A 20,632-nucleotide genomic window follows, 5' to 3' on the forward strand; every position below is an offset into this window, starting at 1 on the left:
GTGTATTTATTTTGTTTAAAAATGTAACGGGTTTCATGAAACGGGTTACATTTTTCGAGTTTTTAACCCATTTATTTGGAGGTTGTGACATGAGCATGGAAACCCAGGCAAGGACGGTTGTCGAATTCGAAGCAGAAGCCGTACGTATCCACAATAAACCTCACATTCTGCTGTGCGCATCGCTTTTTTACTTCCGTATTCCGAGAGCGCTGTGGAAGGAGCGGATGGAACAGTTAAAAGACTTCGGCTACAACAGCATTGATGTCTACTTTCCATGGAATTACCATGAACCGGAGGAAGGGGAGTGGGATTTCAGCGGTGAACGGGACGTTGCCGCATTTCTGGCTGCCGCTGCGGAAGCGGGCCTATGGGTAGTCGCCAGACCTGGTCCTTACATTTGTTCCGAATGGGACGGCGGGGCTCTTCCGGCGTATCTGCTCGCTAAAGAAGGCATGAAGCTTCGCGACAATGATTCAGAATATTTGCATTATGTTTCTGGGTGGTTTGACCGGATTTTGCCTTTGCTGAAGACAAACCAAGCGGGAGAGGGCGGTACGGTTATTGCTGTTCAGCTCGATAATGAGCTTGATTTCTACGGCTGTACCGACCCCGAAGGTTATATTGCAGCACTTCGCGATATGGCGCTTAGCCATGGCATTAAGGTTCCGATATTTGCCTGCGCGGGCCAAGGCGGGCTGCTGCAAGCATCGGGACTCGCAGAGGACGTCGTTCCAACCTGCAACTTTTATCCGGACAATCGGGATCCTGAATTCGAAGAGAAGGTGCTGCACTACCGTGATCTGTTAGCGGGAATGGGTTATCCGCTTCTCGTAACGGAGACGAACCGGGCGCATTACCTGCTTCGGAGACTTCTCTCTTGCGGAGCGAAGCTGCTGGGACCCTACCTTCAGGTGTCAGGTACGGATTTTGGCTTTACGAACGCGACGAACAACTGGGGTAAACCGCTGGCGTTCATGACCTCTGACTATGATTTCGGCGGCATGATCTCGCCGGAAGGGCATATCCGGGAGGAGGCATACGAAGGCAGGCTCCTTAGCCGGCTAATAGATGCCTATGGCGCTGCGCTGGCGGAAGCTTCAGTAGCAAGCACTTCCTCCGGTGCAATATCTCTTGCAGGAGAATGTAAGAACGTGATTGGACCTTATGCCCTGGAGCTTAAGGGAGGCGGCAGCCTTCTGTTTGTAACGAATCTTGAAGACATCGATAGAGAGATTGCAATCGTACCGGCTAACGAGCCGGCAAAAGGAGCTTTCAAATTGAGAGCCGGACGTTCGCTTTCGCTGCCTTTTCAAGTACCGCTTGCAACATGGGGATTCGAGGGGCGGCTGGAAAGTTCGACCGCTGAGCTTTACATGGCCGAGGGGGGAGCGGCTGGATCGCTGCTCGCGTTTCATACCGAAGGCAGGGGGGAAATCATTCTTCTAATCGATAGGCCTCTCGAGGTTGAATCGGTGAATGCAGCGGCCGAATATCGCGATGAACGGCTTGTTGTAGCCTTTGATGGAAAAGATGAAGCGTCCTGTTCGATTCATTTTCATAGCGGCCGTGAGCTGAAGCTTTTCATAAGTGATCGTTTGAAAGCGCTTTATACGGAGGGTGTGGATGAGACCGGGACGCTTAAATTCGGGGAGCCGTATCGATATCCGGACAGCCCGGAAGAAGCGGCGGCTGAATGGAAGCTAAGCGAGCTCGATGCTTCGCAGCCGATGACGGACGTGAATAAGCGGATTTCGCGGGAGAAGGCGGATTTTCTGGAGCGCGAAGGTGTCTTCCGGGGTTATGCCTGGTATGAAGCAGATGTTCAGGTACCGGACGGTAAAACGGTGGAGGGAGTACTGATCCGTCAGGGCAGTGATGTGATATCGCTGTATACGGGAGACAGATATGCAGGTACGGTGACGCCGGGAGGCGGAAGCTCCTTCATACCGCTGAGCGGTGGCCTTCAGGGTGAAAGGCTGAGCGCGAGAGTGGAGATTTGGGGACATTCAAACTTCGATGACGTCCGTCTCCCCGGTCTTCGCCTGCAAGCGATGAAAGGAATAAAAGGGATGTCGGCCGTAACGGAGGTTCGCGAGCTCACCCGGAATTGGAGCGTGTACCGTGCATCGGATCGAACGCTGCCTGAGGAGCTTACGGATCCAATCGACTGCAGCATGTGGCCAATTGTGAACTTTGGAGGCTGGATGTCTCCGGATCACCCCGCATTCGAGTACTACCGGAGGTCATTCACAGCATCCGGGGATGCGAACTCGTGGACACTGCATTTTAAAGACCTCCAGTCTCTCGCAAGGTTGTTCGTGAATGGGAAGGAAATTGGAACAGTGAATCCTTTCGATCCTTATATCGACATATCGGCGTTCGTATCGGCTGGGCAAACGGTCCAGCTAATGGTATACGTCGAGAGGGTGCTTGGCTTGTCGGCAGGAAGAGTGCACTTGTATGAAGGGGTTGAAGCCGAAGGATGGACGGTGAGTGCAGCGGAGGAAGAAGAGCTACTCACTCATGCCGGACTTCTGAAAGAGTACGCTTCGTCAGTGCAGCTGCCCGTTGCCTTGGAGCCGGGAGCGACAGCATGGTTGTATGCATCTACTGTCAATTCGGATGCGGGCAAAGGATGGCGCGCTAAAGTTACCGGTACCGGACTCAAGCTGACCGTATTTCTGGAGGATCGCATCGTTGGCCGGCTTTGGCTTCCATGCGGGTCAGATCGGCCTGTTCTAACGGGCGGCAGCCCGGACTCCTTTTATTTGCCTGGAGCCTGGTATCAAGAAGGGAAGGGCAGACTCTCGATAATGCTGGAAGCGGTTGACCGAAATCAGCAGGGACGTTTGGAATCGATTCAATTCATTTCTGTTTAGAACTTGATAACAAGGGGGGATTAAGGTGGCAGCCATTGTCGAAAGGGCACTCGAGAGCAAACAGCAAAAACAGCAGCGATTAAGCGCAGGCAGGCTGAGACGTTTTTGGAACAATAAGACGCTGCTTATCATGTGTTTGCCGGCCATCGCTTTTTTTATCATTTTTGCCTATTTGCCGATGCCAGGCTTGTATCTTGCTTTCATTAATTACAACTACTCGGACGGCATATTCAAAAGCCCGTTCGTTGCCTTCGATAACTTTCGCTTTCTAGTGATGAACGGCGATTTGTGGAGGCTTTCGTTCAATACGGTCGCTTATAATCTGGTCTTCATTACGCTGGGGAACGTGCTGCAAATAATGGTCGCAATCCTGCTGAATGAAATCCGCAAGAAATGGTTCAAGAAGGTAACGCAAACGATTATGTTTTTGCCCCATTTCATATCGGCGGTTCTTATCGGTTTGATCGCTTATAACATACTGAGCTACGATTACGGTTATTTGAACGGCGTCCTGCAGTCGCTTGGCATGGAACCGGTCAAGACGTATTCCAATCCGAGCATTTGGCCGTTTATTATCGTGCTGACGTTCTTGTGGCAGTCGACCGGCTACGGATCCATTGTCTATTTTGCAGCGATCATGGGGCTTGACAACGAAATTATCGAGGCTTCGGAAATCGACGGCGCCAATGCTTTCCAACGGATCATCTATATCATTCTTCCGTGGCTGAAGCCAACCTTCATTATTCTGATGCTCTTCTCGCTCGGCGGCATCCTGAAAGGAAACTTCGGACTGTTTTTCAACCTGGTAGGAGCTAACAACACCGCACTATATGCGACGACGGATATTATCGAAACCTACGTGTTCCGCTCGCTGATGACGAACTTCAACTTCTCGATCGGCAGCGCCGTGAGTCTCTATCAGTCGGTATTCGGATTTATCATCGTCATAACGGTAAACTGGCTCGTTAGAAAGGCTTCGCCTGAAAACTCGTTATTCTAGGAGGTGTCGAATATGGAAAATACAGAGGAATCCCGGAGTATTCGTACAGATCTAAGCGGAATAGCCGTGAAGGCATTCGGTTATCTGTTTATCGGCTTCTTCTCGCTCTGCTGTTTATTGCCCTTCTTGCTCGTCCTCGGCACCTCATTTACGTCTGAGGGTATGATCAAGAAGCACGGATTTAATTTTTGGCCGCGTGAGTTTAGCACGTTCGCTTATAAAATCGTATTTGAAAATCCCGACCTTATGATTGGATCTTATCTCGTCACCATGGGCATCACGATTGTCGGAACCGCCGCAGGGCTGTTCATCGTGGCTATGACCGGATATGCGCTCCAACGTCCGGATTTTGGATACCGCAACGGCATCTCGTTTTTCATTTATTTCACAACGCTGTTCTCCGGCGGTCTCGTGCCGTTCTACCTGCTCATGACGCAGTATTTGAGCTTGAAGGATAATTACTTGGCCGTATTGCTTCCGGGGCTGCTGAGTCCTTTTCTCATCATCATGATGAAGAGCTTCGTGCGTTCCATCCCGCATGCGATTACCGAGTCGGCCAAAATCGACGGAGCCGGCGACTTTACGATATTCATGAAGCTCATTCTGCCTATGACAACGCCAGCGCTTGCAACAATTGGTCTGTTCATAGCGCTAGGTTACTGGAATGAATGGTACAACTCGATGTTGTTCCTTTCACCGGATATGGACTACCGTCCGCTGCAGTTGTTCCTGTACAACGTCGTCACAAGCGCAGATTTTATCCGGAATTCCGCGGCCGCTTCTAACGTGGAGCTCCGGGATATGCCGCTCGAATCGATGAAAATGGCAACTGCAGTCGTTGCGACAGGTCCTGTCATCCTGTTCTATCCTTTCGTACAGCGTTATTTCATCAAAGGTATTACAGTCGGTGCTGTAAAAGGCTGATGTGCCGCGGGCCAAGGTTTGGCCTCTTCACATAACGGGCAATGCCCGATCAATGAAACCAAAGGGGAGAAGTACCAATGTCCAATTTGAAAAAGGTTTCCGCTCTGCTGATCGCGATCCTTATGATCATCAGTCTTGCAGCTTGTGCAGGTGGCAACAGTGGAGGAAGCAATGAAGGCGGGAAAAACGAGGGCACGGGAAATACAGGCAGCACGAATAAGCCGGAAGGCGATACGGCCGTTGATACTTCAAAATTCGTAAAAATCAGCTATGTCGTTCTAGGCAATAAGCCGACAAACGGTCAGTTTGAGAAAGTAATGGCTGAAGTAAACAAGAAGATGAAGGAAAAAATTAATGCCGAGCTCGAGTGGAAATGGGTGGAATGGGCAGACTGGCAGACAAAATACAATCTGCTGCTTGCATCCGGCGAGCCTGTGGACCTGATCACGATCGGTACGGACTGGCTTGATACTTGGGGCAACGCGCAGCGCGGCGCTTTCATGAATCTTGACGAGCTGCTGCCGAAGTACGCGCCGCAAACCTTTACTTCGATCCCGGAAGAGGATTGGGCGGAAAGCAAGTATAAAGGCAACATTGTGCTGATCCCGGAAAACGACTATACGCAATGGGTTAACCACGGCTTCTTCTACCGCGGCGACTGGGCGAAGGAAGCGGGCATTACCGAGCCGATCAAGGATTGGGAAGGTATCGCCACTTATCTTCAATATATTAAAGACAATAAACCGGATGTTGTTCCTTGGGATGCTGTTGCTCAAACAAGTACTTTCGGAGGATTCAATCAATCCTACTCGGATAACCTGGAGCTGCCGATTTCTACAGGCTACCTGCCTGTATTTGCAGCCAAATCGTTTGATGAGAAGTACACGGTTGTAAGCCCGGTATTTGAAGATACTTTTGTAAAATTTGCTACGATGATGAAGGATTGGGCTGACAAAGGCTACTGGCGTGAAGATGTGCTCAATAATAAGAACGATGTCCGCGCTGCTCTGAGAGCGGGATTGACGGGACTTGATCAGCATCATACGCAAACCTTCGGCGGACTTCGCGTAACCATGGATAAAGACCAGCCTGGTTCTGAGCTGCAAATGTTTCCTTTTAACCGCACAAGAGGCACAAACCTGACAGAACTGTCTATCACGCACGGCGGAACATCTGTCGGCGCGCACAGCAAAAATCCGGAACGCGCTCTTATGGCTTATGACTTGATTCGCAATGACGAAGAAATTTACCATCTGATCAACTACGGTATGGAAGGCGTTCAATATGAAGTCAAAGACGGCAAGCGCGTACTGCCTGAAGGCTATGACGAAACAAACGATGCATTCTACGCTGATTTCTGGGGCGGCCGCGTCGATAAATTCGAGATTCCGAGCATAAATACATGGGATCAAATCGAAGAGACGCTCTATGCGGAGTATGATGCCATCAAAAAACCATACCCTTATGGCCAGTTCGTGTTCGACAAAACGCCGGTTGAGGCTGAGCTTACGGCGATTACACAGGTTTCAGGCGAAATGGGACCTGCAATCACGTACGGTAAAGCAGGCGATCCTGTTAAAGCCGTTGAAGAATTCCGCAACAAGCTGAAAACAGCAGGCTACGACAAGGTGCTTGCCGAGCTGCAGCGCCAGATGGATGAGTATAAGAAATTGATTGAAGGGTAAGACACTGGGCCATACGGCCCGAGAAGAGAGGGATGCACGAAGGTGCATCCCTCTTTTTTGTGCTTGTTTAGGGAATGATGAACGTAGTTGATCACTGTAAGTTTCGTTTTGCCACCGCAACTAAATGACTAGGACCGCTCTGGAAGCGGGCGACCCTTGCCTTACTTAAAGGAATTCCTACAGTTAATATGCAATCGAAATTATGAGACATCAAACTAACCGGAAAAGCTCCCTCTAAATCGGCTGATTTCTTAATTATTGACCGAAATGGATTAAAATAACGGGAGGTTTTCCATGTATAGGCCTAGTTATCGATCAAATAGAACAATTAGCGGGATGTTTTCCCGTTATGTCTCCCTACCGAACTAATCTGCTTTTGAGCCTTAAAACAATTGATGATATGATTAAAACGGTAAGCGTTGATATTACACTTCCAATAAATAAATCATCACTGTACTCTTGGATTTTTTCTGTTAATAGTAAGGCTTTTCCGTCTTCATTGCCTGTTGGCAGGAAATAGATGAAATGGTCTGCGGCTAAATCCATTAAAGCGAGTATCCAAAACAATGAAAATCCCATAATTGTTGAACTGATCACGACAGAATTGTACTTTTTCTGATGATTAAAATAAACATTGAACGCTATGGAACTAATAGAAAGGGAAACAATGATAATAAACAGCTCTGTCCATTCCACATAAAGGGATTTAGTTATAACAAGCATGATTAACGTGAAGGCTGCTAGAAACCCAATAACTTTTTTCACTTTATTCCCTCCTCATGTCTATCCTAATTTCTAATCCATATAGACGAAATTTAATGATAAATGGTTACAATTTTTGTTAGTATACGTTGACCCCCGTCAGCAAAAAGATGATAAAATGATTTTGTATAAACAGAAAGGCGGAGAAGATATGGGACATGCTTTTATCATCGATCCAAACACGTATTACGCCTTCGAAAACGAGGCGGCACTGATTGAAAAATGTAAAGAATGGGGTTTGCTGTCAGAGAAAGCAACCAAAACAAAAGATTTTTTCTATAAAGGAAACGGTAAGAATATGGCCTGCAGCATTATCGGTTATGTCGATAACATGAGCGCGGTCATTCAATTTGATAACAAACAATTGCACTGCATTCACCCTTCGTACCTGAAGGAGATGCAGGCATCCACTTATGGCCAGAGGCTTTCGGCAGCAGCGGAAAAACCGGTAGAGCCCGAGGTCGTCGTGCTTGAGACGCTGCAAGAAGAAGCTCCTCCTATTGAGGTAGCCAAGATTAAAGAAGCGAAGGTCGAAGAGCCGCCGAAGGGAAAAGCCAAAAAAGAAAAGGCACCGAAACCTCAGCTGCCTGAAGAAAAAGTCAAAATGACCGCTACCGTAAAAGAATTTACTACGGTACCAAACCATTTCTCCGATGATGATGACGAAGTAGTCATCTACGAAGCGGTTTCCATTCTCGAGCCGGAAACCGAAATCGGCACAGCCTGGTCCAGCCACAGCAACACGATTAAAAAATTGGAACTGGAAATCGGAGACAAGATCACGTTTGAAGGTAAAATCGTTGCAAAGAAGCTAACCAAGCATCCCGTGCCATACAAGATCAACAATCCCGGGAAAATACAAAAAGAAGAATCCTGAAGGCAATAATAAGGGAGTGTGCGACTGCACACTCCCTTATTAGACCAGTCCTGCATAATATCCGCGTATCATCCTCAGAATAGTAAAGAAGGTTAAATGAGGTGAAAGCACGTTAACTTTCGTTCGATGTTTGGTCGATTAGGATTTTTTAGTTTCGCATTACTTATGTTCATGACGATCATAGTAAGTGTTTTTGATCGAATCCGGCAGAGTGTGCTCTGTTGCTGCGAACCTTATTTTCTCCATGAATTCGGGCCGAATAAGATGAATCAGCGGTTGTTCAACATCATAGAAGTTTTTTAAAGCCTCTATTACCTGCTGATCCCATTCTTCGTAATAATAAAGAAGATCATCTGGGTATACGGTCCTCCGCTTCATCCCTTCTTCAGGAATACATTCAAAAGGTTCATCCATATTTAAAGTTCCATAATCATCCGTTAGCTGCTCTCCTGGATAAATGTCCCTGACAGCAACTTCAAATTCATATGCTGTTCCCATGCAATTGGCTTGAAAACTGTGGTTCACATATCTGCCTATATCCCAACAAAGAATATATTTACCTTCTTGATTACGAAATGAGTATTTCTTAAGTATCTCGCTGCTGTATTTATCTAGAGTATCAAAATAAGCCGGTTCAAGTATATGATCCAGCCCATCCAATGCCCACGTAATTGTTCCCTTTGGAATGAATTTAGTAGCAAATACTCCAAAACCGATTTGATCATTTATATATCGCAGTTCCGTATGCGGATAGATCATGTTGGGTATTCCCCTTCACTAAATTGGTTTTACCCATAATATGCAGAGGCGGACTGCTTGTTGAAACATTATAAATTTTACTTTTTATCTTATCAGCGCAAGGATAAATAGTAACAAAGGCATGAAGAAAACCGCCTGCTTTACAGGCGGTTTTCTATATAGTTGCTATTAAATCGCATACTTAGTTAATGAGCGGCTGCGTACTGTTCCGCTTCGGCTGCCGGGTCCAGCTTTTCCTTGCTCATCATGAATGCCGCGGCTAAGGCTAACACAGCCGGGATGAGACCGACCGCAAATGTGAAGACGATAGAGGAAGAAAGCCCCTCTGTAATGAGGCCCAGTGACTGCTCCGGGATTTGTGCACGGGATGCAGGATCCATTAGCGCATGCGGATCGCTGAAATCAATGCTTTGCAGGCCCGCAGCAGAATCATTTCCCGCGAACGCTTCTGTGAGCTTGCGCGTTAGGGAATGGCTCTGAACAATGCCGAAAATCGTAATGCCGAGCGTCATGCCGAGCGAACGCAGGAAGTTGAGCGTTGAGCTCGCTGTCCCCCGCTGCCGGATCGGCATGGCGTGAATCGCCGCGTTGCTCAGAACCGAGAAGGATGCGCCGATGCCAAGGCCGATCATTATCATATAGACCGTTACCGTGAGCCGCGAGGAATCCGGAGTTAGTGTCGTCAGCAGCGCGATTCCTGCGACAAGGATGATTACAGTCGAAATCATAATCGTACGGTAGGATAGTTTAGTCATCAAAGAGCCGCCGGCGGTCGCAGTCACGACTGTGCCCAGCATCATCGGCAGCAGGACGAGCCCGGCGTTAGTCGCGTTCCCGCCGAGAACGCCTTGAATATAAAGTGGAATGTAAACGGAAGCCGTAATGAAAGCAGCTCCACTGAGAAAAGCCAGCGCATTGCTTGTTGAGAACAAACGGGCTTGAAACAGGCCGAACGGGATAATTGGCTCTTCGGCGCGTTTCTCAGCAAAAATAAACAGAGCGGTAAAGAAAGCGGATCCTACGAGCATGCCGATGATCGGCAAAGAACCCCAAGCAAATTGTCTGCCGCCGAGCTCCATGGCGAACATGAAGCAGATGACCGCGCCGACAAGCGATATTGCGCCCAACCAGTCGATTCGTTGTTTGGAATGCTCATGCGATTCCTTGTAGAAGAAGGCAATAATCCCAAAGGCGATCAGGCCAAGCGGCAGGTTAATGTAGAAGATCCATGCCCAATGGATGTGGTCGGTTATATAGGCACCGAGCAGCGGACCGAATATACTCGACATGCCGAATACGGCACCGAATAGTCCGCCAAGCTTGCCTCTGTTCTCCGGAGCAACGGCATCCATCATAATCGTGAAGGTAATCGGGACTAAAGCGCCTGCGCCAATTCCCTGAACTGCGCGATAAATGCTTAGCTGAATAATCGAATCCGCGGTTCCGCATAGTACGGAGCCGGCCATGAAGACGATAACACCAAAGATGAAGAAACGCTTGCGGCCGTACATGTCGGACAGCTTGCCGAATATCGGCATTCCGGCCATTTCCGCGACCATATAAGCCGAGGTGACCCAAATAAATTTGTCGAGTCCGCCGAGTTCGCCAATAATCGTCCCCATCGCGGTCGCCATGATCGTGTTGTCCATTGAAGCCATCAGAATCGCAAGCAGTAAGCCTGCAATAACGATCCCGGTTTTCTGTTTTGTTTTGTGCATGATTTGGTTCCCTCCATTTGATCTCATGTAATAGCTTCATTATAAGGGGCCATTACTGACAGCATTATGTCAGTGTTGCTGGAGAAAATAAAATACTAAACAACAAAATAAAGTGTTAGACTAGAGCAGAATATTTAGGGGGTATGGTTATGGATCACAACAAAAGCAAAAAATCGAAACAAGGAACAGAGATGCTGGAAAATGTACGTCGTATTTGCAGCTCCCTGCTTGAAGTAGAGGAAATCATCGACGGATTTGGCCATACAACGTTTAAAGTAAAAGGCAAATCGTTTATCATGATGGGCGAAAACGAGGATGGTGCCGGATTATCCTTCAAGTCGGACCGAGAGAATCAAGAAATTCTGCTGCAGCAGGGCCGGTTCATCAAAACGCCGTACATCGGCCAACACGGTTGGGTATCGACGAAGACCGGCGAACCGATCGAGTGGGACGAGCTGGGCGAGCTGCTCAAGGAGGCTTATCTCCGGGCTGCACCAAAACGGCTGGTCAAGCAGCTGCTATCGGAATCCTATTAAAAACTCAAACATTGGATATGATCTTTCGTTGAAAGAGGTCATTGTCATTATCTGTTCATTGTCATTATCTGTACTCCACCCTGTCTAGTAAGTTATGATAGGTTGGCTTTCAAAAATCCTAAATGGGATTAAAACTAACGAGCGTATAGTTTTAATCCCATTTAGGATTTTATTATAGATAGAACAGACGACATTGATAACTAATTGACCTGTTATACTCTAAACATTCCTGTAGAGCCTAAGAAATGGCTTTGTAAAAAAAGGAATATTGACGATCTGTATCCATTCCATTTCACCTCACGTCTTTTTATAAGCTCCTCTTTCAGTTCTTTCCCAGTGTATTATTCAAATTGGCGATAATCCTCGTATAAATTGTTTGAAAGTATGCAAATCTTGCAGTAGAATTGGATTGATTTAAGCGAGGTGACATTATGGAGAGCAATTGTGCCATATTTTCAAAGAGGAGACCGGCTATTCGATTCATCAATATATTACTTATAAAAGGATGGAAATCCTCCAAAGGCAAGCGGAAGTGAACTATGACCTGCATGATGCGCTTGTCGCTTGATTACCAACACTTGCAGCATACGAACCTCTAGTAAATCAAACATAAGATCGGTATACTTGTTGTGCGTATGTCATTCGCTCCGGCGGATTGGTTGTGACAACCACATTGCGGAAAAATCTAACCTATTAATTTGACTTTTGTCATCAGGGTATGTGCCAGGAGGGATCCTTATGAAAGCGTTGCTTTTCTACAGAAATACTTTTTTTACCCGTCTCATCTTATCGTTTACGGCATTAGCTGTCGTGCTGCTCGGACTTACGGGAGGTTACCTGTACACGCAGGCTAATCAAATGATGGTGGACGAAATCGCCAGGGATAGTCAACGACGTCTCGTTACAGCGAAAGATTATGTAGAACAGACATTGCTGCGAAAGTACGAAGAAAATCTTCAAAATAAGGCCGTAACCACAATTCTCACTCGGAACAGCTCTAATTTGAATTATTTACTCAATAATAGTTGGTCAGAAAACCTCGACCGTGTATTGTCATTACAACAAGATCTTGAGATTTTTAAAACAACAATTGAAGGCGCTTCCAATATAACCGTGTATTTTCATCAAGGAAATTACGCTGTAACCAGTAGTCTTTTCTTTGAAAATCCAGAAAATTCCAAAGACTTCGTATTTATCGAGGGGCTTCCGCAAATGACTCCGAACCGGTGGATGATCCGGACATTGCCGGACGGAAAGCAGGCGATGACGTATGTCGTTAAGCTCCCATACGGGATAGGCAGTTCTCCGCCGAAAGGATACTTATATGTTGATGTCGATCTGGAGTACCTGAAGCAGGCCGTCTCTAAAATCATCCACTCCTCCTTCGAGAGGTACTATATATTCGATGCAAACGGGAATTTGATCCTGCAAACAGCCGGGGCGAATCCAGAAGATGTCGGGTTGATCCGGCAAGCCATCAGATCCGGTAAGACCGCCACACAGATCAACGACAGTTTAAGCGGCACATTCGTATTATCGCATCTCGCGGGTCAAGAGTCGGAACACAGTTGGACCTATGCGATGGATCGGCCGATGAATTCATTTGTGCTGGATACAAAAAAAATGAAAACCAAGATTTTAATAGCCTGCTGTCTTATGCTCGTGTTTGGGCTTGCTATTTCCTACATGATTTCCAAACGTTTCTATCTCCCGATGAAAAAGCTGATCCAGCATGTTCGCAACCTGTATCAACCGGGTCTGAACCCCAGCCATGCGAATGAATATATGATAATCGGAAGTGCGCTGAATTTCATGGATCAAAAAATCGTCAGTTTGGAATCTCAGGCTAAAAAAAATGAGATGAAAAACCTGGTGATGGGCGCCAGTCTCGGGCTGGAACATGTGGATGGCCTTCAACAGGGTTTCCGCTATCAGTTGGTGCATATTCAACTCATCGAAGGCGATAGTGAGAAGCTCAAATTGCGATACGAGCAATTCGACCGCCCCGTGCCATACGAGGTTGTTTGTTTGAACCCGCAGGAAGCGGCCATTATCTACTTCCTGGATTTACGCGCCGACGAGATGGATGACGGGATGATAGCTGCGGAATTGGACAAAATCCAGGACGAAGTAAGAGGAGAGCTCCGATTTGGAGCGGGTATCGGCACATCGGTCTTATCGCCCGAGAAAATTCCTCTCTCCTACCGAGTGGCTCATCAAGCATATCGCTACCGGTTTATGTACGGTCATGAAGCAATCATTCCGCATTCTAAAATTTCCGCTTTCGATCCGAAGCCGCCACTGATTTCTCTAGATATATTTCAGAATACGCTTAAGGCCGGGGATGTGGAGAGCGTTAATCAATTTATCGATGAATTTGCCACTATTCTGATGGAACGGAATATGCAGCTTGAATCGGTGGAGCTTGCGCTTCTTCAGCTCGTTTCCGCACTGTACGAAACGATTATTGAGCTGGAGCTGCAGCAAATCATTCCTCCTTCCAATCTGTTTGACGAGTTGAAGAAAGATACGCTGGCAGACACGATCGCATCGATTCGCAGCCTTTCCGAACGTATTGGGGTCCATGTACGGGATTCAGTCAAGCATAAGCATGCGGAGGTCATTTTCAAGCTGAAAGCCTATATCGATGAGCATGTGCACGAAGATCTTTCGCTTAATATTCTTTCCGAGGTGGCTTCACTTGCTCCCGCCTACATTTCCACCTTATTCGGCGAAGTGATGAACGAATCGTTTACCGAGTACGTGACCCGAATCCGACTCGAGAAAGCCGCCCGCATGCTGCTCGAAGACGACAAGTTGTCCGTCACGGAAATCGCGTCTCTTGTCGGGTATCGCAACCTGCAATATTTTCATGTCAAATTCAAAGCGCGATTTGGTATTACTCCCGTTCGGTACAGGCAAACGAAACAAACGTCGAGCGCGGCCAATTAGCAAAATTTCTATAGACAAGCTGTTAGAGCTGAGCTTTTTCTTCCATTTTTTGCATTTGAATATTTCAAAAAACGGAATCTAACGGGTATGAAACTTTTGCTTTCATCAGAAAAAAAAGGGAGGTCAAAGCAATGCATCTAAGAAAGAAACAAAGAAAGAAAACTTTGCTGAGTTTGACGGGCATTGTCTTATCGATGACGTTCGTCGCGACCGGTTGCGGCAAGCTAAGCGATAGCGAGACTACACCGGGTTCATTCGTTGAAGCTGTGAAGCCCGAGGCCAACGACAAACGGATCGAGATTACTTGGGCGAACAACTTCAATGCTCCTGAAGCTGATGACAACTATGTGCAGAAACAGCTGGAGCAGAAATTCAACGTCAAAATCAAAAATGTCAAATTGGAACGGCAGGGATGGAGGGATACATTCAATGTCCTGCTTGCTTCCGGTCAAATTCCCGACATTTTTCCAATCGATGCGAACGAGATCGATTTTGCCACATGGGCGGATCAGGGCATCATTGCCAGCATTTCCCCGGATGAAATCAGAAAAAATATGCCGAGTTATTCGAAAGCGCTGGAATCGTTTGACGCCGGCGCATGGAATGCCGGTTTCTATAATGGAAGGAACTGGGGAATTCCGAAGGTATGGCCTACCGGCAATTCAGGCATGATCCCAGGTTATAATGAAGCATGGTTGAAGAAAATCGGCTACAACGAGCCTCCGAAGACGCTCGCGGAGCTGGAGGATGTGCTCATCAAATTCGTGAACAATGACCCGGACGGTAACGGCAAGAAGGATACGTACGGCATGTCGGGCCGAGGCAAGCTCCCGATCCAAATGTTTACTTCCGTATTCTCGGCTTATGGCGTATCGCCGTATCAGTTCAAGTTGGGCGCAGACGGAAAGGTTGTGTATGGGGGGATCACCGAAGAAACCCGCTCGGCACTCAAGCTTCTGAATAAGTGGTTCGAAGCCGGACTTATCGATCCGGAGTTCATAACAGCAGATAACGTCCAGCTCAATGAAAAATTTGCTAACCAAAAGATCGGCATGGTCGATAACATGAGTTGGCGCAACTTCGGCGCTGAATCCGGCTATATTACGAAACCCGCATTGGAAAAGGGACAACGCGTTATCGGCGGAAAGCCGGTTGTAGGACCAGCCGGTAAAGCCTACGCATTCTCCTCAGGCACGCGTCAAACCCCTTTACTGTTAGGCGTGCAGCTTGAGGAGGATGCAGCTAAACGGATCATTATTGAGCAGATTCTCGAATACGTTGCAACAAATCCGGAAGGCTGGCTGCTTACGGTTTACGGTGAGAAGGGTGTCAACTACGACTTGAACGGCGACTTAGTCGTTGTAAGGACGACACCGGCGGCCTCAAAAGCCGGAGCAGGCAGCTTCTATAATCCCCTCGCCAACGCAGATACTTCGATGTTTAAATATAACACGACTAAGGAATTGTTGGATTTGAAAGCGAAGCTGGATACCGGTTATGAGCCGCTCAGGGACGTTATTGCACCGACTGCATTGAGCGCCAAGGGGAAATATTGGGCGAATCTGCAGACGCTCGTGGACAATTATTTAATTAAAGCCATCATCGGCAAAGCGGATACGGATAAAGGGTTCGACGACTTTAAGGTAAGTTGGCTGAAATCCGGCGGTCAAGAATTGACGGACGAAGCCAACATGGTTTATGCAGAGAGGCATATTAAGTAATCGAATAGGATGGTCAGATTGGTAGAACAGTCAGACGAATACGAATGCATGGGCCAAGGCGGGGTTGATGTTCCGGGAATCGCTAAGCCCGAACGCCAAGAATGTGTTCGTTGCGATGACTGGCTATACTTCACCAGATGGAACGAACTGGACGCAGCTCGTATCCACGACTATCACGATGTCAAGCACCGCCTATATTGGCTTCGCCGTAACATCGCACGATAATCCGATGCTGAGTTCGGCAAGCTTCGACAATGTCACGAACAGATTAAGAGCGGAGCAACTTGAAAGACCGCCATAGCGATAAGCTGGCTGGCGTTAGCGGGAGTTCTACTGAAAACGGTGCATGTATCGTGCGGCAAACCGATACCGGGAGATACCGGAGGAAGCAACCAACAATGGTATTTGATTAAGCAGTAGCAAAATAGTAAGAATAGAGATTCAAAGGTTATATCCATGAGAGACACTGCCTGTGGTTTGGGTATGTGTCTTTTTTGCATGCAGTATCCTTTTGGTTTCCTTTTTAGGGTGTATTTGTAAGAATCGTGAGTTTTGTTTGTTTTAAATCGGCCCATGACAAAAAAACAAAACGATTTTTGAAAGAATCTAAAATGAATTTAATGATTATAAAATAGAAAAAGCGCTTGCATAGTTCTACAATGTGAGACATAACCAGTCATCGCTGAAAGGAGTTTGTCACATGAACACAACCAATGCCCCTGACATTGGCGGCATAGGAAGCCCCCATAAAAAGCTGAAAAAGTCGTCCGGCACGTGGATCGACAATGTTAAGCAAATCGGGAGGGACTATGTAAAGAACAGATATTTATTATTGCTGCTTTTTCCCGTATTGATCTGGTATGGCATATTCGCGTACGGACCCATGTACGGGGTTCAATTAGCTTTCAAAGACTTTTACATTAAAGAAGGCATCTGGGGCAGCCCGTGGGTAGGATTGAAGCACTTTGAATATTTGTTTACCGCTTCGCCGCAGTTCCCCCAGATCATGAAGAACACGATCATAATCAGCTTTTATCAAATCATTTTCGGATTTCCGGCTCCGATTATTCTGGCGCTTCTGTTCAATGAAATCCGGTTTACGTTCTTTAAGAAAGTTGCCCAAACGATCTCTTACTTGCCGCATTTCTTGTCCTGGATCGTTATCGGCGGAATTTTGATAACGCTTTTATCGCCCTCCACCGGGGTCGTCAATTACATTCTGGAGATATTCGGTTTTGATCCGGTCTATTTCCTTGGCACCGAAAAATACTTCCGCTTTACGCTCATTACATCGGCGATATGGAAGGAAATTGGGTGGGGAACTATTATTTTCCTTGCTGCCTTGTCGAGTATTGATTCGCAAATGTATGAAGCGGCAGTCATCGACGGTGCGAACCGTTGGAAGCAAACGATCTATATTACGCTTCCGGCTCTCATGCCAGTCATCGCCATATTGCTCATTTTACGGGTTGGCAATGTGCTCGATGCCGGATTCGACCAAATTTTTAACTTATATTCCCCTGCCGTTTACGGTGTCGCCGACATTCTTGACACTTATGTATACCGAATAGGCTTGCAGGAATTCCAATTCAGTTTGACTACGGCCGTCGGTTTGTTCAAGAACGTCGTCGGGTTCATGCTGGTATTGACAGCGAATTTCATTATCAAAAAGATGGGGCAGGAAGGCCTCTATTAAAGTAAACCAGATTCGAGAGGTGTGAGACAACTTGCGTCTAACAAAAGGCGAGAAAATTTTTCAGTGGTTCCTGATTGTTATCATCACGATGTTATGTATTGTCATGGTCTATCCGTTCTTGCATGTGCTGTCGATTTCGCTTAGTACGCCCGCGGAAGCGCTGCGTCCGGGAATTCATCTCTATCCGAAAGAAATCTCGCTGTTTGCCTGGGAGCGCGTATTGTCGACGGACAGTATATGGCGGGCGTTTGGCATTACAGTGTTCAGGACCGTTGTAGGCACTTTGCTTTCTCTTGTATTTATGTCTATGGCCGCCTACCCGCTGTCCCGTAAATATTTGCCACATCGCGGGTATTACACAACGTTTATTATCATCACAATGTTCTTTGGCGGCGGTCTGATTCCGACGTACTTGCTGATAAAGTCACTGGGATTGATTAATTCGGTATGGGTCTATATTATACCTGGACTAGTCAGCACATTTTCCATGCTTATTCTTCGCAACTTTTTCATGGGTATTCCGATGGAACTGGAGGATTCGGCGAAAATTGACGGCGCGAACGATATTCGCATTCTGGTACAGATTATTGTGCCGTTGTCAGCCCCCGTGCTGGCAACGCTCGCGCTTTGGGCTGCGGTGGCGCATTGGAATAACTGGTTCGATGCGATGTTATATATGCAAGATAAAACGAAGATTACACTGCAGTTACTTTTGAGAAGGCTTGTTATCGCCAATATGGGAGACCCGATGATGCCTGTGCCGACGGAGGAGGAAGACCCCGCAATGGTTAAAGCGGCAATCATTATGTTTACCGCCTTGCCGATATTGGTTGTTTACCCGTTCTTACAACGATTTTTTGTTAAGGGCGTCATGGTAGGGTCACTCAAGGGTTAGTAACGACTTTTGGTACCACTTGTTTTAAACAGCATTCATATTACGTGTTGCTGTTTAAATAGATTAAGAAACAACAAAAGGGAGGAAAAACATCAATGAAACACAGTAAAAAGAAATGGACGACCTTAACAGCCCTCCTGCTTTCTCTGGTGCTGGTGCTAAGCGCTTGCAGCGGAGGAAACAGCGGAGGCGGGAACACGAACACTTCCGAGGGCAGCAACACGGGCAGTAAAGAGGAGACGGTGGCTCAAGAAGAGCCGATCGAGATTGTGTGGGCGAACAACTTTAGCTCGCCTGAAGCAGACGGTAACTATGTACAGACTGAAATCGAAAAGAAATTCAATGTAAAGATTAAAAATATCAAGCTGGAAAGATGGGGCTGGAAAGAGCAATTTTCCGTCTATCTGGCATCCGATGAAATTCCGGATATCTTCCCGATCGACGCCAATGAAACAGACATGGCGACGTGGGCGAAACAGGGAATCATCGCCAGTCTCGATCGCGCCGAAATTGAAGCGAACATGCCCAATTATGCTGCAGCAGTAAATGAGTTTGACTCTGGTGCTTGGATGGTAGGTATGGTTGACGGGAAAAACTGGGGCATTCCAAAATATTGGCCGCCAGGAAACGACGGGTTCATTCCGGGTTATAATAAGGGCTGGCTGGAAAACATCGGCTACAGCGAGCCGCCGAAGACGCTTGAGGAATTCGAAGATGTCCTGACGAAATTTACGAAGAACGATCCGGACAAGAATGGAAAGAACGACACTTACGGGATGTCGGCAAGAGGCAAGCTGCCGATCCAGATGTTCACTTCCGTATTCACTGCGCATGCCGTGAGCCCATACCAGTTCAAGCTGGATGCCGAAGGCAAAGTTACCTGGGGAGCCATTACGGAAGAGACGCGCACAGCATTAAAGCTTCTCAACAAGTGGTACAAGGACGGATTGATCGATCCGGAGTTTATTACGAACGATAATGGTCAAATCAACGAGTTGTTTGTGAATCAGAAAATCGGTGTTGTTGACAATGCGGGCTGGGTCAACTTCAATCCGGAGTCGGGATATGTGACGAAGCCTGCGCTTGAAGCAGGAATAATCAACACGCCAGGCAAGCCGCTTGTCGGTCCGAACGGCGACGCATACGCATTCGCATATGGAGCTCGCCAGGCGCCTGTATTACTGGGTGCACAAGTCGAAAAAGATGAAAAGAAACGTAAGAAAATCTACGAAATTCTGGAATGGGCAGCGACAAGCGACGAAGGCTGGTTGTTAACCGTTAAAGGGCAAGAAGGCGTCAGCTACGAGTTCGACGAGAACGGATTCCCTGTTGCAAAGCCGGATGAAAGCGTTGCGGCACCGAAATTGGGCTATGGCAGCTTCTATAACCCGCTTACTCACATTGACATCAGCAAGCAGAAATACAACTTCGATTCTAAAATGATAGAACTGAGAGACGAGATCACGCCGGGAATCGTACCGTTGCTTGACGTATTGGGCCCTGTACACATGGAAAGCAAGAGCCAGTATTGGGGTAACCTGTTAACGCTGCAGGACACGTATCTCATTAAATCGATTTACGGGGAAGCAAACACGGACAAAGACTTTGACAAGTTTAAGGAAGACTGGCTGCGTTCCGGCGGACAAGCAATCATTGACGAAGCCAATAAGATCTATCAGGAGCGTAAGCAATAATTACCGACTTATTGATAAGGCCGACTTGTAATGCAAGTCGGCTTTTCTTGCGATTAAAGTAGATCTCCAAGCGTTTCTATATCCCGATGAAAAGGCTGACCCAACAGATCCGGCGCGGCAGAGTAGCGCGTATCTATACCAAATTCCTAACAGACATCCTAATTTCAGGAGTTTGTTAGAAATTCCGAAAGAAATTGAAACCCGGTTTTGAAGGAATTAAAAACAATCGAATGATTTTGAAATATAAAAAAGCGTTTACAATCGTTACAATTAATTAAAGAAAGCCTCGCTTTAGAGACGTTCTGCAAGCGGCCGTCCTGGAACCCACAACGCAATATTGGCCGAATCTTCAGACGATGCAGGACACTTATCTGATCAAAGCGGTCATCGGCGAAGAGAATAAGAACTCCAATTTTGACACATTCAAGGCGCAATGGCTGAAACCAGGCGGTCAAGCCTTGACAGACGAAGTCAATCAGGTGAACGCAGCGCGCAGCATCCAAAATTAGGTTTTGAGGAAAGGACGAGACAATC

Annotated in this window: 16 protein-coding genes; 13 read left to right on the forward strand and 3 right to left on the reverse strand. The window is 47.1% G+C overall.

What is annotated here, in order from left to right; all coding sequences use genetic code 11:
• Positions 1–89: 89 nt before the first annotated feature.
• The 4 genes from DFP97_RS11210 (at position 90) to DFP97_RS11225 (ending at position 6,488) form a co-directional block, all read left to right on the forward strand.
• A complete protein-coding gene (locus DFP97_RS11210) occupies positions 90–2,879 on the forward strand; it encodes a beta-galactosidase (protein WP_181873466.1) in 2,790 nt (929 codons plus the stop codon).
• A 130-nt stretch (positions 2,880–3,009) separates the two neighbouring features.
• The gene (locus DFP97_RS11215) at positions 3,010–3,879 is read left to right on the forward strand and encodes an ABC transporter permease (RefSeq protein ID WP_114380211.1); all 870 of its coding nucleotides are present in this window, start codon (positions 3,010–3,012) and stop codon (positions 3,877–3,879) included.
• A gap of 12 nt (positions 3,880–3,891) precedes the next feature.
• Positions 3,892–4,803: a carbohydrate ABC transporter permease gene (locus DFP97_RS11220; RefSeq protein WP_114380071.1), complete on the forward strand. Its 912-nt coding sequence runs from the start codon at positions 3,892–3,894 to the stop codon at positions 4,801–4,803.
• Positions 4,804–4,880: 77 nt separating this feature from the next.
• The gene (locus tag DFP97_RS11225; RefSeq protein WP_114380072.1) at positions 4,881–6,488 is read left to right on the forward strand and encodes a DUF3502 domain-containing protein; all 1,608 of its coding nucleotides are present in this window, start codon (positions 4,881–4,883) and stop codon (positions 6,486–6,488) included.
• A gap of 357 nt (positions 6,489–6,845) precedes the next feature.
• Here DFP97_RS11225 and DFP97_RS11230 read toward each other — a convergent pair whose 3' ends face one another.
• A complete protein-coding gene (locus DFP97_RS11230; RefSeq protein WP_114380073.1) occupies positions 6,846–7,253 on the reverse strand; it encodes a hypothetical protein in 408 nt (135 codons plus the stop codon).
• Positions 7,254–7,401: 148 nt separating this feature from the next.
• Here DFP97_RS11230 and DFP97_RS11235 point away from each other — a divergent pair, with 148 nt between their 5' ends.
• Entirely contained in the window at positions 7,402–8,127 is a 726-nt protein-coding gene (locus DFP97_RS11235; RefSeq protein ID WP_114380212.1) for a hypothetical protein, read from the forward strand.
• Between the two features lie 159 nt (positions 8,128–8,286).
• Here DFP97_RS11235 and DFP97_RS11240 read toward each other — a convergent pair whose 3' ends face one another.
• On the reverse strand, positions 8,287–8,886 hold the full coding sequence (locus tag DFP97_RS11240; RefSeq protein WP_114380074.1) for an SET domain-containing protein: 600 nt from the start codon (positions 8,884–8,886) through the stop codon (positions 8,287–8,289).
• 185 nt (positions 8,887–9,071) lie between these two features.
• Complete coding sequence (locus DFP97_RS11245; RefSeq protein WP_114380075.1) at positions 9,072–10,604, reverse strand: MFS transporter; 1,533 nt, start codon at positions 10,602–10,604, stop codon at positions 9,072–9,074.
• Between the two features lie 149 nt (positions 10,605–10,753).
• Here DFP97_RS11245 and DFP97_RS11250 point away from each other — a divergent pair, with 149 nt between their 5' ends.
• From DFP97_RS11250 to DFP97_RS30710, 8 genes are all read left to right on the forward strand, one after another.
• Positions 10,754–11,140: an MmcQ/YjbR family DNA-binding protein gene (locus tag DFP97_RS11250; RefSeq protein WP_114380076.1), complete on the forward strand. Its 387-nt coding sequence runs from the start codon at positions 10,754–10,756 to the stop codon at positions 11,138–11,140.
• Positions 11,141–11,878: 738 nt separating this feature from the next.
• Positions 11,879–14,092 carry a helix-turn-helix domain-containing protein gene (locus tag DFP97_RS11255; protein ID WP_114380077.1) on the forward strand — a complete coding sequence of 738 codons (2,214 nt, stop codon included), beginning with the start codon at positions 11,879–11,881 and terminating at the stop codon, positions 14,090–14,092.
• A 131-nt stretch (positions 14,093–14,223) separates the two neighbouring features.
• Positions 14,224–15,813, forward strand: coding sequence for an extracellular solute-binding protein (locus tag DFP97_RS11260; RefSeq protein WP_114380078.1), 1,590 nt, complete (start codon positions 14,224–14,226; stop codon positions 15,811–15,813).
• Positions 15,814–15,880: 67 nt separating this feature from the next.
• Positions 15,881–16,114, forward strand: a complete 234-nt coding sequence (locus DFP97_RS11265) for a hypothetical protein (RefSeq protein WP_114380079.1) — start codon at positions 15,881–15,883, stop codon at positions 16,112–16,114.
• A 399-nt stretch (positions 16,115–16,513) separates the two neighbouring features.
• A complete protein-coding gene (locus DFP97_RS11270) occupies positions 16,514–17,509 on the forward strand; it encodes an ABC transporter permease (protein WP_114380080.1) in 996 nt (331 codons plus the stop codon).
• Between the two features lie 31 nt (positions 17,510–17,540).
• The gene (locus DFP97_RS11275; protein ID WP_114380081.1) at positions 17,541–18,404 is read left to right on the forward strand and encodes a carbohydrate ABC transporter permease; all 864 of its coding nucleotides are present in this window, start codon (positions 17,541–17,543) and stop codon (positions 18,402–18,404) included.
• A gap of 95 nt (positions 18,405–18,499) precedes the next feature.
• Positions 18,500–20,098 carry an extracellular solute-binding protein gene (locus DFP97_RS11280; protein ID WP_114380082.1) on the forward strand — a complete coding sequence of 533 codons (1,599 nt, stop codon included), beginning with the start codon at positions 18,500–18,502 and terminating at the stop codon, positions 20,096–20,098.
• Positions 20,099–20,454: 356 nt separating this feature from the next.
• Positions 20,455–20,607, forward strand: coding sequence for a hypothetical protein (locus DFP97_RS30710; protein WP_181873467.1), 153 nt, complete (start codon positions 20,455–20,457; stop codon positions 20,605–20,607).
• Positions 20,608–20,632: the final 25 nt, after the last annotated feature.

The sequence above is a fragment of the Paenibacillus prosopidis genome, assembly GCF_003337375.1.
Classification (GTDB): Bacteria; Bacillota; Bacilli; order Paenibacillales; family Paenibacillaceae; genus Pristimantibacillus; species Pristimantibacillus prosopidis.

Excerpts from the sequence above, each read along its gene's own strand:
- DFP97_RS11250 (WP_114380076.1), top strand. The coding sequence starts at position 10,754 with ATGGATCACAACAAAAGCAAAAAATCGAAACAAGGAACAGAGATGCTG.
- DFP97_RS30710 (WP_181873467.1), top strand. The coding sequence starts at position 20,455 with ATGCAGGACACTTATCTGATCAAAGCGGTCATCGGCGAAGAGAATAAG.
- DFP97_RS11280 (WP_114380082.1), top strand. The coding sequence starts at position 18,500 with ATGAAACACAGTAAAAAGAAATGGACGACCTTAACAGCCCTCCTGCTT.
- DFP97_RS11255 (WP_114380077.1), top strand. The coding sequence starts at position 11,879 with ATGAAAGCGTTGCTTTTCTACAGAAATACTTTTTTTACCCGTCTCATC.
- DFP97_RS11270 (WP_114380080.1), top strand. The coding sequence starts at position 16,514 with ATGAACACAACCAATGCCCCTGACATTGGCGGCATAGGAAGCCCCCAT.
- DFP97_RS11265 (WP_114380079.1), top strand. The coding sequence starts at position 15,881 with ATGTTCCGGGAATCGCTAAGCCCGAACGCCAAGAATGTGTTCGTTGCG.
- DFP97_RS11220 (WP_114380071.1), top strand. The coding sequence starts at position 3,892 with ATGGAAAATACAGAGGAATCCCGGAGTATTCGTACAGATCTAAGCGGA.
- DFP97_RS11215 (WP_114380211.1), top strand. The coding sequence starts at position 3,010 with ATGTGTTTGCCGGCCATCGCTTTTTTTATCATTTTTGCCTATTTGCCG.
- DFP97_RS11210 (WP_181873466.1), top strand. The coding sequence starts at position 90 with ATGAGCATGGAAACCCAGGCAAGGACGGTTGTCGAATTCGAAGCAGAA.
- DFP97_RS11235 (WP_114380212.1), top strand. The coding sequence starts at position 7,402 with ATGGGACATGCTTTTATCATCGATCCAAACACGTATTACGCCTTCGAA.
- DFP97_RS11245 (WP_114380075.1), bottom strand. The coding sequence starts at position 10,604 with ATGCACAAAACAAAACAGAAAACCGGGATCGTTATTGCAGGCTTACTG.
- DFP97_RS11260 (WP_114380078.1), top strand. The coding sequence starts at position 14,224 with ATGCATCTAAGAAAGAAACAAAGAAAGAAAACTTTGCTGAGTTTGACG.
- DFP97_RS11225 (WP_114380072.1), top strand. The coding sequence starts at position 4,881 with ATGTCCAATTTGAAAAAGGTTTCCGCTCTGCTGATCGCGATCCTTATG.
- DFP97_RS11240 (WP_114380074.1), bottom strand. The coding sequence starts at position 8,886 with ATGATCTATCCGCATACGGAACTGCGATATATAAATGATCAAATCGGT.